This window comes from Spongisporangium articulatum, assembly GCF_044465595.1.
Lineage (GTDB): Bacteria > Actinomycetota > Actinomycetes > Actinomycetales > Kineosporiaceae > Spongisporangium > Spongisporangium articulatum.
The window spans coordinates 215,367-227,656 of sequence record NZ_JBITLV010000001.1 but is presented as its reverse complement, the minus strand read 5'-3'; the positions used below and the strand labels follow the sequence as shown (position 1 = coordinate 227,656).

Annotated in this window: 11 protein-coding genes; 7 read left to right on the top strand and 4 right to left on the bottom strand. The window is 74.2% G+C overall.

What is annotated here, in order from left to right; genetic code table 11:
• Positions 1-63: 63 nt before the first annotated feature.
• From ACIB24_RS01105 to ACIB24_RS01085, 5 genes are all read left to right on the top strand, one after another.
• Positions 64-936 (top strand): N-acetylneuraminate synthase family protein, encoded by an 873-nt coding sequence (locus ACIB24_RS01105; RefSeq protein ID WP_398273913.1) that lies wholly within the window; start codon positions 64-66, stop codon positions 934-936.
• 13 nt (positions 937-949) lie between these two features.
• Complete coding sequence (locus ACIB24_RS01100) at positions 950-1,954, top strand: hypothetical protein (RefSeq protein ID WP_398273910.1); 1,005 nt, start codon at positions 950-952, stop codon at positions 1,952-1,954.
• On the top strand, positions 1,951-3,138 hold the full coding sequence (locus ACIB24_RS01095; protein ID WP_398273907.1) for a cytidylyltransferase domain-containing protein: 1,188 nt from the start codon (positions 1,951-1,953) through the stop codon (positions 3,136-3,138). The genes ACIB24_RS01100 and ACIB24_RS01095 overlap by 4 nt, the downstream gene beginning before the upstream one ends.
• Positions 3,139-3,229: 91 nt before the next feature.
• Positions 3,230-4,108, top strand: coding sequence for a hypothetical protein (locus ACIB24_RS01090; RefSeq protein ID WP_398273904.1), 879 nt, complete (start codon positions 3,230-3,232; stop codon positions 4,106-4,108).
• Between the two features lie 9 nt (positions 4,109-4,117).
• Complete coding sequence (locus ACIB24_RS01085; RefSeq protein ID WP_398273901.1) at positions 4,118-5,185, top strand: aldose epimerase family protein; 1,068 nt, start codon at positions 4,118-4,120, stop codon at positions 5,183-5,185.
• On the opposite strand, the gene galK is transcribed toward ACIB24_RS01085, so the two are convergent.
• The 4 genes from galK to ACIB24_RS01065 are packed head-to-tail and all read right to left on the bottom strand — an operon-like array spanning position 5,174 to position 8,089.
• Positions 5,174-6,337 (bottom strand): galactokinase, encoded by a 1,164-nt coding sequence (gene galK, locus ACIB24_RS01080; RefSeq protein ID WP_398273897.1) that lies wholly within the window; start codon positions 6,335-6,337, stop codon positions 5,174-5,176. The two genes, ACIB24_RS01085 and galK, sit on opposite strands and share 12 nt — an antisense overlap.
• Entirely contained in the window at positions 6,334-7,389 is a 1,056-nt protein-coding gene (gene galT, locus ACIB24_RS01075; RefSeq protein WP_398273894.1) for a galactose-1-phosphate uridylyltransferase, read from the bottom strand. The genes galK and galT overlap by 4 nt, the downstream gene beginning before the upstream one ends.
• The gene (locus ACIB24_RS01070) at positions 7,386-7,772 is read right to left on the bottom strand and encodes a hypothetical protein (protein WP_398273891.1); all 387 of its coding nucleotides are present in this window, start codon (positions 7,770-7,772) and stop codon (positions 7,386-7,388) included. Before ACIB24_RS01070 ends, galT begins: the two co-directional genes overlap by 4 nt.
• A 32-nt stretch (positions 7,773-7,804) precedes the next feature.
• Positions 7,805-8,089: an Lrp/AsnC ligand binding domain-containing protein gene (locus ACIB24_RS01065; RefSeq protein WP_398273888.1), complete on the bottom strand. Its 285-nt coding sequence runs from the start codon at positions 8,087-8,089 to the stop codon at positions 7,805-7,807.
• Between the two features lie 164 nt (positions 8,090-8,253).
• On the opposite strand from ACIB24_RS01065, the gene ACIB24_RS01060 reads away from it, so the two are divergent.
• Together ACIB24_RS01060 and ACIB24_RS01055 are read left to right on the top strand one after the other, a co-directional pair.
• Complete coding sequence (locus ACIB24_RS01060) at positions 8,254-9,606, top strand: BTAD domain-containing putative transcriptional regulator (RefSeq protein ID WP_398273885.1); 1,353 nt, start codon at positions 8,254-8,256, stop codon at positions 9,604-9,606.
• Complete coding sequence (locus tag ACIB24_RS01055) at positions 9,603-12,227, top strand: hybrid sensor histidine kinase/response regulator (RefSeq protein WP_398273882.1); 2,625 nt, start codon at positions 9,603-9,605, stop codon at positions 12,225-12,227. Before ACIB24_RS01060 ends, ACIB24_RS01055 begins: the two co-directional genes overlap by 4 nt.
• Positions 12,228-12,290: the final 63 nt, after the last annotated feature.

Genomic DNA, 12,290 nt, shown 5'->3' with positions numbered 1-12,290 from the left:
GCGCTCGGTTTCGTCTGTCGAGACGGGGATGGATCCCCGTCCGCGAAGCAGAAGGAGAACCACGTGAGCGCCTCCGTCCAGATCGGCGAGAAGAGCGTCGGCACCGGTGACCCGGTGTACGTCATCGCTGAGATCGGCATCAACCACAACGGGGACGTCGAGCTCGCGAAGAAGCTCATCGAGATCGCGGCCGACGCCGGCGCCGACGCCGTCAAGTTCCAGAAGCGCACGCCCGAGATCGCCGTCCCGAAGGACCAGCGCAACGTCATGCGGGACACCCCCTGGGGCCGCATGACCTACCTCGACTACAAGTACAAGGTCGAGTTCGAGGACGAGCAGTACGCCGAGATCGACCTGCACTGCGCCAAGCACGGCGTCCAGTGGTTCGCGTCCCCGTGGGACGTGCCGTCGGTCGAGTTCCTCGAGAAGTTCGACGTCGTCACGCACAAGGTCGCGTCGGCCAGCGTCACCGACGTCGAGCTGCTGCGGGCCCTGCGCGAGACCGGGAAGCCGGTCATCCTCTCCACGGGTATGTCGACCCTGGAGGAGATCGACGCGGCCGTCGAGATCCTCGGCACCGACAAGCTGGTCGTCCTGCACGCCACGTCGACGTACCCGCTGCCCCCGGAGGAGGCGAACCTGCGCACGATCGAGACGCTGAGCGAGCGGTACGGCGTGCCGGTCGGCTACTCGGGTCACGAGCGCGGTCTCCAGATCAGCCTGGCCGCAGTGGCTCTCGGGGCCGTCGCGGTCGAGCGCCACGTGACGCTCGACCGCACGATGTGGGGTTCGGACCACGCCGCGTCGCTGGAGCCCGAGGGCTTCCGTCACCTGGTGCGCGACATCCGCATCCTGCAGACCGCGATGGGCGACGGCGTGAAGCGCGTCTTCGAGGGTGAGCTCGCGCCGCGGGCCCGCCTGCGCCGGGTCGGCTGAGAGTCGGTTGAGAATGGTTGAGGCCTGGGTCGAGTCGCCGTTCCAGCTCCTCGGTGCCCTCGAGGCGCACGCCGAGGGGCTGCTGGGCGAGTCCCTCGACGTCGTGCCGCGGGCCGGGCTGGAGCCGTTGGCGGTCACGGTCGCCGAACTGACCCGGCTCGGCCTGCCCGCCGGGAGCACCGTGCGGCCCGCGGTCGCGGCGCCCGCCCGGGGGGCGCGCACGCTCGCCGTCGGCGACGTCTTCTCGGGCCGCGTGCAGCAGCTGCTGGCCGGTCGCCCGCCGCACCGGGTGGTGCTGCTGGACGACGGTCGTGCCACACTGCGCATGCTGCAGGCCCTTTCGCGCCGGGACGTCCCGCTGGTCCGGCCCCACGCCCCGGCCTCGGCCCTGCGTTCGGCCCTGGCCCGGGTGACCCTGGCCCGGTTGAAGCACCTGGCCCGGGCCGGCCGGCTCGACGTGGTGACCGCGTTGGACGTGCCACCGGAGCTGGTGGACGCCGCCCGCCGGGTCGGGGTGCAGGTGCACCGGCACTCGTTCGGCTGGCTGCGCTCGCAGCCCTCCGACGTCCCGGCCGCCGGTCCGGGGCCCGTGGTGCTGGGCAGCTCAATGGTCGCCAACGGCCTGATCCACGCCGAGCCGTACCTGGAGTGGGTGCGCTCGATCGCCGCGAACTCCCCGACCGGCCCCGTCACCTACCGGGCGCACCGCCGTGAGGACGAGCGGACGCTGCGGCCGCTGCGGGCCGCCGGCGTCGACGTCCGGTCCGGTGCGGTGCCGGTCGAGGTCAGCCTCCGGGGGATGGCCCTCGGCCAGCAGGTCGTCACCCTGCCGACCACCGCGGCCAGCACGTTGCGGATGCTCGCCCCGCAGGCCCGGGTCAGCGAGTACGCGGTGCCCGAGACCTGGTGGCAGGCGGGCGTTTCCGACGTCACGAGGCAGCGCCTGGTGCCCGAGGTCTCGTCGGGTCCCGCCGCTCCCTGGCGGCGTCTAGGGCGTCTGAGTGCGGTGGCCTCGTGACCGCCCAGGCGTTCAGCTCGGGTCGCGTGCTCGCGGTGGTCCCGGCCCGCGGTGGGTCGGTCGGCGTGCCCCTGAAGAACCTCGAACCGGTCGGCGGCCGGTCGCTGGTCGCCCGGGCCGTCGAGGCCTGCCTGGCCACGGCCCGGATCGACGACGTCGTGGTCAGCTCCGACCATCCCCGTATCCTCGAGGCCGGGCGTCGCGCCGGGGCCCGCCCGCTGGAGCGGCCCGCGGAACTGTCCGGCTCGCAGGCCACCTCGGAGTCGGCGGTGCTGCACGCCATCGACCAGCTCCCACCCGCGCTGGCCCCCGAGATCGTCGTCCTGGTGCAGTGCACCAGCCCGTTCATCGACTCCGCGGCCCTCGACGAGGCGATCGCGACCGTGGCCTCGGGCCGCGCCGACACCGCCTTCTCGGCGATCGACAACCACGCCTTCCTGTGGCGCCCCGACGGGACGCAGAGCGTCGTCGGCGTCAACCACGACTCGTCGGCCGCTCGGCAGCGGCGGCAGGACCGCGACCCCGAGTTCCGCGAGACGGGCGCCTTCTACGTGATGCGGGTGGCCAACCTGCGCGCGCACGGCCGCCGGTTCGTCGGCCGCCTGCACGCGCAGCTGGTGCCCGAGCTGCACGCCCTGGAGATCGACACCCCCGCCGACCTGGCCGTCGCGCGGGCGCTGGCCTCGGTGATCGACCGGCCCGCGGCGCTCGACGTCGACGCCGTGGTCACCGACTTCGACGGCGTGCACACCGACGACAGCGCCTACGTCGACCAGACCGGCACCGAGACCGTGCGGGTCTCCCGGTCCGACGGGATGGGCGTCAAGCTGGCCCGGGAGGCCGGTCTGCGGCTGCTGATCCTCTCCACCGAGGAGAACCCGGTCGTGGCGGCGCGGGCGACCAAGCTGAAAGTGCCGGTGCTGCAGGGCATCGCCGACAAGGCGCAGGCGCTCAAGGAGTGGCTGGCCGCCGAGAACCTCGACCCCGCGCGGGTCGCCTACGTGGGCAACGACGTGAACGACCTCGGCTGCCTGGACCTGGTCGGCTGGCCGGTCGCGGTCGCCGACGCCCACCCGAAGGTGCTGGGTGTCGCGCGGCTCGTCCTGTCGCGCCGTGGTGGGGACGGCGCGGTCCGCGAGCTGTGCGACCTGGCCGTGACGGGCGCCGGGCGCCGCGAGGCCTGATCAAGATCACCGCGACAGTGCGCCGACTGCGACTGGAACCGATGATTGCCGCACCCTGGCGGTGATCATGAAAAACCGCGAGGCTGGGCGCGTGGTGACGAAGCCGTTCCCCCTCCCGCGCGGCGTCGACGCCGTGACCGTCGTCCCCGCCCCGCAGCCCGGGCCGCAGAACTGGGCGGGGGCACCCGCCGTCCACCCGGACGACGACGGCTCGCTCGTCATCGCCTACCGCGAGCGGGAGCGCGCGCCCGACGGGACCGTCACGGACCGGAACGTGATCGCCCGGTCCGCGGACGGCGTCCACCTGGAACCCGTGGCGACGCTGACGCCCGGCGCGCTCGGCGTGGCGATGGTCGAGCGCCCCGCGCTGACCCGCACCGACGACGGGCGGTGGCGGATGCACGTCTCGCTGGCCACGCCGCACAGCAAGCACTGGTGGGTCGGGCTGCTCGAGGCGGCCACCCCCGAGGAGCTGCCGGGCGCCGACCTGCGAGCGGCGTTCCCCGGTCACGAGACCGCCGGGTTCAAGGACCCGGTGGTGCTGCGCGCGGGTGGTCGCTGGCACGCCTGGCTGTGCCGGCACCCGCTCGACCTGCCGGGCCACGAGGACCGGATGTCCACGACGTACGCCACCAGCGCCGACGGCCTGGACTGGACGGACCACGGCACCGTGCTGAGGGGCCGCGAGGGGTTCTGGGACGCGCGCGGGGCGCGGGTCACGGCGGTGCTGGACGACGGGCGCGCGGCCTACGACGGCCGGCCGACCGCCGAGGCGAACTGGTTCGAGCAGCTCGGGGTGGCTCACCCGGACGGAGCAGGGCCCGGGCTGCTCCCACAGGGTGATGCCCCGGGCTTCGACGCGCGCTACCTGAGCGTGCTCAGTCGCCCCGGCGGCGGGTATCGAGTCTGGTACGAGGCTCGGCTGCCCGAGGGACATCACGAACTGCGCACCGAGCTGCTGACGACGTAGGGTCATCGCATGGCCACTGTCGGCGCTGAGCTGTTCGGGCACACGGAGGCCGGTCAGGCCGTCCACCGCTGGAGGCTGGACGACGGAGAGCTGGCGATCGGCGTCCTGGACCTGGGGGCGATCGTGCACACCCTCGAGGTGCCCGACCGCAACGGCGTGCGCGCGGACGTGGTCGTCGGCTTCGACAGCCCGGCCGGCTACCTCACCGAGCCGCCGATGTACGCGGGCGCCGTGGTGGGCCGGTACGCCAACCGGATCGCCGACGGCGTCTTCGCCGTCGACGGTCGCACCTACGAGATCCCGCCCAACGAGGGCCCCAACGTGCTGCACGGGGGGCGCGACGGGTTCCACCGGCGGATGTGGAACGTCGAGGGGTTCGGCGAGGCCGGCCTGCGCTGCGTCCTGATCAGCCCGGACGGCGACCAGGGCTTCCCGGGCGAGCTCACCGTCGAGGTCACGTACGAACTGCTGCCCGGACGGCGGGTGCGCATCGACTACCGCGCGACGTCCGACCGGCCGACGGTCCTGAACCTCACCCAGCACACCTACTTCGCGCTCGACGGCACCGGTGAGCACGGCCCGGACTCGAACGAGGAGCACCTGCTGCAGGTGCCGGCCCGCGCGTACACACCGACCGGGCCGGGACAGATCCCCACGGGAACCATCGAGTCCGTCGAGGGCACACCGCTCGACCTGCGCCAGGCCCGCCGCATCGGTGACGTGGTGAAGGCGCTCGAGGCGGTCGGGCGACCGGGCGGGGTCGACCACAACTTCGTGCTCGGGCCCACCCTGCCCGCGACCGGCACCCTGCGCCCCGCCGGCACGCTGTCGGCGCCGGGCAGCGGGCGCCGGCTCGACGTGTTCACGAACCAGCCTGCGGTGCAGGTGTTCACGGCCAGCGCCCAGGAAGGGCCGTGGATCGGGAAGGGGGCCGTGCCGATCGGCCCGGCGTCCGGGGTGTGCCTGGAGACGCAGCACTACCCGGACGCCCCCAACCAGGAGCACTTCCCGAGCACCCGGCTCGACCCGGGCCAGGTGTTCGACAGCGTGACCGAGTGGCGGTTCTCAGCCGTCTGACCGGTGCGCACCCGCCGACGGGACGGCGGTGAGGAACTCCGGCCGCTCGAAACCCTGCTTGGCGTAGGCGGTCTGGACCGCCCGGCGGACCGTGGGAACCGCGTCGGTGTCGACCAGGGCGACGGCGCTGCCGCCGAACCCGCCGCCGGTCATCCGCGCCCCGACCGCCCCGGCCGCCATGCTCGCCTCCACCGCGGTGTCGAGTTCGGGCGTGGAGATTCCGAAGTCGTCGCGCAGCGACGCGTGCCCGGCCAGCAGCACCGGGCCGATCCGGCGCGGGTCGCCGCCGTCCTCCAGCAGGTCGACGACCTCCAGCACCCGGGCGTTCTCGGTCACCACGTGCCGGACCTTCGGTGCCACGTCGGGCGCGAGCCCGGCCAGCCGCTGCGCCAGCCCGTCGGTGCCGACGTCCCGCAGCACAGGCACGCCGAGCGCGGCGGCGCCGGCCTCGACGGCCCTGCGGATGCCCGCGTACCCGCCGCCGTCGTTGAGCTCGTGCCGGGTGCGGCTGTCGATCACCAGCAGGGTCAGCCCGGCGTCGGCCAGGGCGCACGGCACCTGCCGGTAGGTCATGTCGCGGGTGTCGAGGAACAGCAGGTGGTCGCGCTCGCCGAGCAGGGAGATCGCCTGGTCCATCGCGCCGGTCGGGGCGCCGACGAACTCGTTCTCCGAGAGTCGCGCCACCGCAGCCAGTTCCAGCCGCGTCAGGTCGAGGCCGAACAGGTCGTTCGCGGCGAGGGCGACCGCGCAGCCCACCGCGGCCGACGAGGACAGGCCGGCGCCGAGGGGTACGTCCGAGTCCAGCAGCAGGTCGAGGCCGGTCGGCTCGTGCCCGCCCGAGCGCAGCGCCCACAGCACGCCGACGACGTACCCGGCCCACCCCTCGACGTCCCCGGGGCCGGTGTTCAGCGGGAACTCCAGCCACTCGTCCCCGGCCTGGCGCGACGCCACCCGCACCACGGCGTCCGCCCGGCGCGCGACCGCGACCCGGCAGGCCTGCGGCAGGGCCATGGGCAGCACGAAACCGTCGCTGTAGTCGGTGTGTTCACCGATCACGTTGACCCGTCCGGGGGCCAGCCAGATGCCCTCCGGGCTGCGCCCCACCCCCTCGGCGAAGAGGGCGGCCAGGGCGGCCGGATCCTGCCGGTTCATGGTCGGGCCAGGTCGCGCAGGCGCTGGGCCACCTGCTCGGGCGTCACGTCGCTGATGAACGCACCCATCGCCGACTCGGACCCGGCCAGGAACTTCAGTTTGGTCGCGGTGCGCCGGATCGAGAACAGTTCGAGGTGCAGCCCGAGCAGGTCGCGGCCCTCCCGCACGGGCGCCTGGTGCCAGGCGGCGATGTACGGCAGGGGCGCGTTGTACATCCGGTCGAGGCGCCCGAGCACGTCGAGGTAGAGCGCGGGGAACGCCTCGCGTTGCGCCTGCGACAGCTCCGGCAACCCCGGAACCCGCTGCCGCGGGTGCAGGTGCACCTCGACGGGCCAGCGCGCCGCGTACGGCACGAACGCCACCCAGTGCTCGTTCCGGGCGACGATGCGCACGTTGTCGGCCAGTTCGCGCGCCACGACGGAATCGGCCAGCACCGAACCGTTCTCGTCGTGGTGCCGGCGCGCGACCTCGAGCATCCGCGCGGTCCGCGGGGTGAGGTACGGGTAGGCGTAGATCTGCCCGTGCGGGTGCCCGAGGGTCACGCCGATCTCCGCGCCGCGGTTCTCGAAGAGGAAGACCTGTTGCACCTCGGGCGCTCCTCCCAGCGCGACGGTACGGTCGATCCAGGCCGACATCACCAGGTCGACCTGATCGGGGGAGAGGTCGGCGAACCGGCCGTCGTGCCGGCTGGAGAAGCAGACCACCTCGCAGCGCCCGTGGTGCCACAGCGACGGGAACTGGTTCTCGAACACCGCGACCTGGTAGCTGTCGGTGGGCACCTCGGTGTGCCGGCCGTCGGTCGAGGGGCACAGCGGGCACTCGTCGACGGGCGGGTGGTAGGTGCGCCCCTGCCGGTGCGAGGCGATCACCACGGGCTCGTCGAGCACCGGGTCGATCCGGATGTCGACGGCCGGGTGCAACGCGCTCAGCGGCCGCGGGTCGTCGACGACGCGTTCGGGGGCGCCGGGCCGGTCGAAGAACACGATCTCGCGGCCGTCCGCGAGATGCTGCAGCGTGCGCCGGACCCGTGGATCCTCAGGAGGGTGGGTCATCGCGGATCCGCCATGGGGTGCCGCTCCATCCCGCGCCGGTGCAGGAACCCGCCGATGGACCCGGTCAGCGTGGCCACCACGGTGATCGCCCACAGTTCGGCCACCACGTCGAGCACCCGGCCGAACGCCGTGACGGGGGCCGCGAGGTTCGACGAGACCGTCAACATCTGGCACGTGGTCCACCACAGGGCGTCCCAGAAGCCGTAGATCTGCGAGCCTTTCGCGCCCGCCTCCGAGACCCACACGCCCAGCGTCAGCAGCCCGTCGAGGACGAGCGTGGCCACCGCCAGCGACGTCAACCGCTCCCGCAGCATCTGGTGGGTCGGAGTCTTGGCCCGCAGGACTGCCTTGAGCTCCGACCAGTGCCACTTCATCCGCTTCATGCCTGAATTCATGCCTGGACCACCGGCCGGCTTCAGTCGCCGTCGAGCCCGAGGTCGAAGGCCGTCTCCAGCTCCGTCCCGGAGTACTGCCGGAAGGCCAGGTAGGTGCGGGTGCCGCGCACGCCCGGCACCTTGCTCAGGTGGTTGGTGATCACCTCGGCGAGCTCGTCGTGGGCCCCCACCTGGACGACGGCGATCAGGTCGACGTCCCCGGTCACCGAGTGCACCTCCCGCACGCCCGCGACGGTGGCCGCCTCGGCCGCGGTCTCGGGGATCCGGTCGGGGGCGACCTCCAGCAGGACGAACGCGGTGACCATGCTCTGTCTCCTCACTCCGGCTCGACGGTGCGAGCGTACGCGCACCGTCGCCGGCCGGTCGTGCGACCTGAACGTCACACGCGCCTAACCTCCCGCATACACGCGCGCCGCAGCATCGGCTCATGGCCGCCGTCGTCCGAGACCTCCCCCCGAGCGGCTGAGGCGTGGACGAGTTCCGCCTCCTCGGCCAGGTCGAGCTGCGGCGCGACGGGGTCCGGGTCGAGCTGGGCGGTCCCAAGCAGCGGGCCCTGCTGGCCGCCCTGCTGCTGCGCGCCGGTCGCGTCGTCCCGCTGGACCGGCTGGTCGACGACCTGTGGCCCGACCACCCGCCCGCCCGGGCCGCGGCCACCGTCCAGGTCTTCGTGTCCAACCTGCGCCGGGCCCTGGAGCCGGACCGTCCCCGTGGCGCGGCGGCGTCCGTGCTGGTCACCGCCGCCCCGGGCTACCGGCTGGTCGTGGACCCGGCCCGGGTGGACGCCGTCCGGTTCGCCGGGCTGGCAGCCGACGGGCGGGCCGCCCGGGACGACGACCCCGAACGCGCCGTCGAGCTGCTCGGTGCGGCTGCCGACCTGTGGCACGGGCCGGCCCTGGCCGACCTCTCCGAACCCTTCGCCCGGTCCGAGGCGACCCGGCTGGAGGAGCTGAGACTGGGCGCGGAGGAGGACCGCGCCGACGCCGAGCTGGCCCTGGGTCGGCACGCCACGGTCGTGGCCGAACTCGAGCAGCGGGTCGGCCGGCACCCGATGCGGGAACGCTCCCGGGCCCAGCTGATGCGCGCGCTGTACCGGTGTGACCGGCAGGCCGACGCGCTGCGGGTCTACCGGGAGGGCAGCCGGCTGCTGCGGGAGGAGCTCGGCGTGGAGCCGGGCGCCCCGCTGCGCGAGCTGGAGCTGGCCGTGCTGCGGCAGGACCCCGAACTGGACTGGGAGCCGCCGGCGCCCGTCGTCCTGCCCGCCGCCCCGGCCGCGCAGCCGGCGCCGGAGCCGGCCGCGTCGGCGGAGGAGTCGGGCCGGGTCCTCGTGGTCGACGACAGCGGGGTGAACCGGCGCCTGCTCGCTGCGGCGGTCACCGGCCTCGGACACGAGGTGCAGGTCGCCGACAACGGTCGCCGCGCGGTGGACCTGCTGCGCGCCGGCGACTTCGACGTCGTCCTGCTCGACCTGATGATGCCCGTGCTGGACGGGTTCGCCACGCTGGCCGAGCTGAAGGCCGACCCCGAGCTCGACCACCTTCCGGTGATCATGGTCTCGGCCGTGCCCGAACTGTCCAGCGTCGTGCGGTGCATCGAGCTGGGGGCCACCGACTACCTGCCCAAACCGTTCAGCGCCGACGTCCTGCGGGCCCGGCTGCGGGCGTCGCTGGCGGCCAAGCGGTTGCGGGACGCCGAGCGGGACCAGCTGCGGCACCTGGAGATCGTGGTCGCGGAGCGAGAAGCGGCGCTGCAGGCCGAGATCGCGGCCCTGCGGGCCGAGGTCGACCACGCCCGCGGGGGAGCGCGCGGGGGCGGTCCCGCGTGAGCGGGGGCGGGACGACGTCCCCGCCCCGGGGTGCCCGGCTGTCCCTGCGGCGACTGGTCACCGGGGGCGTGGTGAGCGCGGTCGTACTCCTGGCGGCCCTGCTGCTGGTCAGCCTCGCCGCCGAACGCAGCGTGCAGACCGCCGGCGACGCGGAGGCCCGGCGCACCGGGTCCCTGCGCCTGGCCTACGAGCTGCGCCAGACCTCGGACGACCTGACCCGGATGGCCCGCAGCTACGTGGCCACGGGGGACCCCCGCTACCGCGACTGGTTCCACGAGATCCTGGCCATCCGGGCCGGCACCGCGCCACGGCCCGCCGACTACGACGGCATCTACTGGGACGTCGTCACCGACACCGGGCGGCGCCCGACGCCCTTCGAGCGGCCGGTCGCCTTCGAGACCCTGGCCGCCCGGGCCGGTTTCAGCGACCACGAGCTGGCGCTGCTGGCCACGGCCCAGGCCCGTTCCGACGCGCTGGCCGGGATCGAGGAGCGCGCCTTCGGGCTCGTCGGCCGGGACCCGGCCCGCGCCAACGCACTGCTCTACGACGCCACCTACCTGCACGCCAAGGCCCAGATCATGGCGCCGATCGGGCAGGTCCTCGGCTCCGTCGACAGCCGGACGGCGGCCGAGACCGCGCGGGCCGGTGAGCGGGCCCGGGCCTGGTCGGTGGCCGCCGTCTTGGTGGCGCTGCTGCTGCTCGCCGGGCTGGCGGTGTTCATCGTGGTCACCCGGCGCGCGGTCCTCGAGCGGGTGAAGGCCGACACCGAGACGCTGCGCGCCGCCGCCGAGGTGGCCGAGAGCGCCAACCGGGCCAAGAGCGCCTTCCTGGCCACGATGAGCCACGAGATCCGCACCCCGATGAACGCCGTGATCGGCATGTCCGGGTTGCTGCTCGACACCGACCTGGCCCCCGGGCAGCGGCAGTTCGCCGAGATCGTGCGGGACAGCGCCCAGTCGTTGCTGCTGCTGATCAACGACATCCTCGACTTCTCCAAGATCGAGGCGGGCGCGCTCGACATGGAGCGGAAGGCCTTCCACGTCGAGGAGTGCGTCGAGGGGGCGCTGGACCTCGTCTCGGCGCAGGCCGCGGCCAAGGGTCTGGAGCTGCTCGCCCAGGTCGACCCGGGTTGCCCGGCCGGGCTGGTCGGCGACGTGACCCGGGTCCGGCAGATCCTGCTGAACCTGCTGGGCAACGCGGTGAAGTTCACCGACCGTGGCGAGGTCTCGGTCCGGGTCGGGGCGCGGCCGCGCCCGGACGGCCGCCACGACTGGCGGTTCACGGTGCGCGACACGGGAATCGGCATCCCGCCCGACCGGCTCGATTCGGTCTTCGAGTCGTTCACCCAGGCCGACCCCTCGATCGCGCGCCGCTACGGCGGGACCGGGCTCGGCCTGGCCATCTGTCGCCGGCTGAGCACGCTGATGGGTGGCGACGTGACGGCCGCCGCCGCCCCCGGCGGGGGCACGGTGATGACGGTGACGTTCCCCGCGCCGGCCGCGTCGCCGTCCCGGCGTGATCCGCTGCCCGACGGGGGCACGACGCTGACCGGTCGCCGGCTGCTCCTCGTCGGGGCGCGTCCGGCGGCCCGGACCGCGGCGCGGCGCCGAGCCGAGTCGTGGGGGATGGAGGTCGTCGGCACCGACTCCGTCGCCGTCGCGCAGGGCTGGCTCACGGCCGGCCGTCCCTTCGACGTCGCCCTGGTGGATGCGGAACTCGTGACGGATCCGGCCGGGTTCGGCGCCGTCCCCGTGGTCGCCACCACACCCGTCGGGTCGCCCGTCGCCGGGCCGCCCGGCGCCGGCCCGCCGGGGGCCGGCACGGTCCGGGCGGTGACCCGGCCGGTGAAGGCCGCGCCGCTGTACCGGGCGCTGGCCGCCGCCCTCGCCGGGGGCGCCGTCGACGTCCGGCACCAGGCTCCGCTGCGGGTCCTCGTGGCCGACGACCACCCGGTCAACCAGCGGCTGGTGATGGTGCTGCTGGCCCGGCTCGGGCACCACGCCGACGTCGTCAGCGACGGCCTCGAGGCGGTCACCGCCGTCCGCCGGCGGCGCTACGACGTGGTGCTGATGGACGTCCGGATGCCGGAACTCGACGGGCCGGGCGCCGCGCGGCTGATCCGCGCCGAGCACGGTGACGCAGCGCCGTACGTCATCGCGCTCACGGCCGACCCCCAGCGGGCCACCCGGGACGTGTGCCGGGCGGCGGGGATGTCCGACTTCCTGACCAAACCGCTGGTGGCGCAGGATCTCTCGGTGGCTCTGGCCGCCGTCCAGCCGTCCGGACCGGGGCCGGACCCGACGGTGCTGAACCCGGCCGCGCTCGAGCAGCTGCACGAGCTGCTGGGCGACGACCCGGCCCAGCTGTCCGGCCTGGTGGCCGACTTCCTGGCCGAGGCCCCCGACCTGGTCCAGGCGCTGCGGGCCGCGGTGGCCCGGGGCGACGGGGACGAGGCGCTGCGCACCGCCCACACGCTCAAAGGCCTGGGCGACACGTTCGGGGCGACCGCGATGGCCCGGCTCTGCGAGCAGGCCGAGACCGGCGGCGGGACGGTCGAGCTGGTCGACCGCGTGGCGCTCGAGCACGAGCGGGTGGCCGCCGCGCTGCGCCGGCTGCTCTGAGAGCCCACGGTGCTCCGCGCCGCATTTGGCCGGCACTTGGCGGTCGTTTAGCGGGGCCGTCTT

Excerpts from the sequence above, each read along its gene's own strand:
- ACIB24_RS01100 (WP_398273910.1), top strand. The coding sequence starts at position 950 with ATGGTTGAGGCCTGGGTCGAGTCGCCGTTCCAGCTCCTCGGTGCCCTC.
- ACIB24_RS01085 (WP_398273901.1), top strand. The coding sequence starts at position 4,118 with ATGGCCACTGTCGGCGCTGAGCTGTTCGGGCACACGGAGGCCGGTCAG.
- galK (WP_398273897.1), bottom strand. The coding sequence starts at position 6,337 with ATGAACCGGCAGGATCCGGCCGCCCTGGCCGCCCTCTTCGCCGAGGGG.
- galT (WP_398273894.1), bottom strand. The coding sequence starts at position 7,389 with ATGACCCACCCTCCTGAGGATCCACGGGTCCGGCGCACGCTGCAGCAT.
- ACIB24_RS01070 (WP_398273891.1), bottom strand. The coding sequence starts at position 7,772 with ATGAAGCGGATGAAGTGGCACTGGTCGGAGCTCAAGGCAGTCCTGCGG.
- ACIB24_RS01065 (WP_398273888.1), bottom strand. The coding sequence starts at position 8,089 with ATGGTCACCGCGTTCGTCCTGCTGGAGGTCGCCCCCGACCGGATCCCC.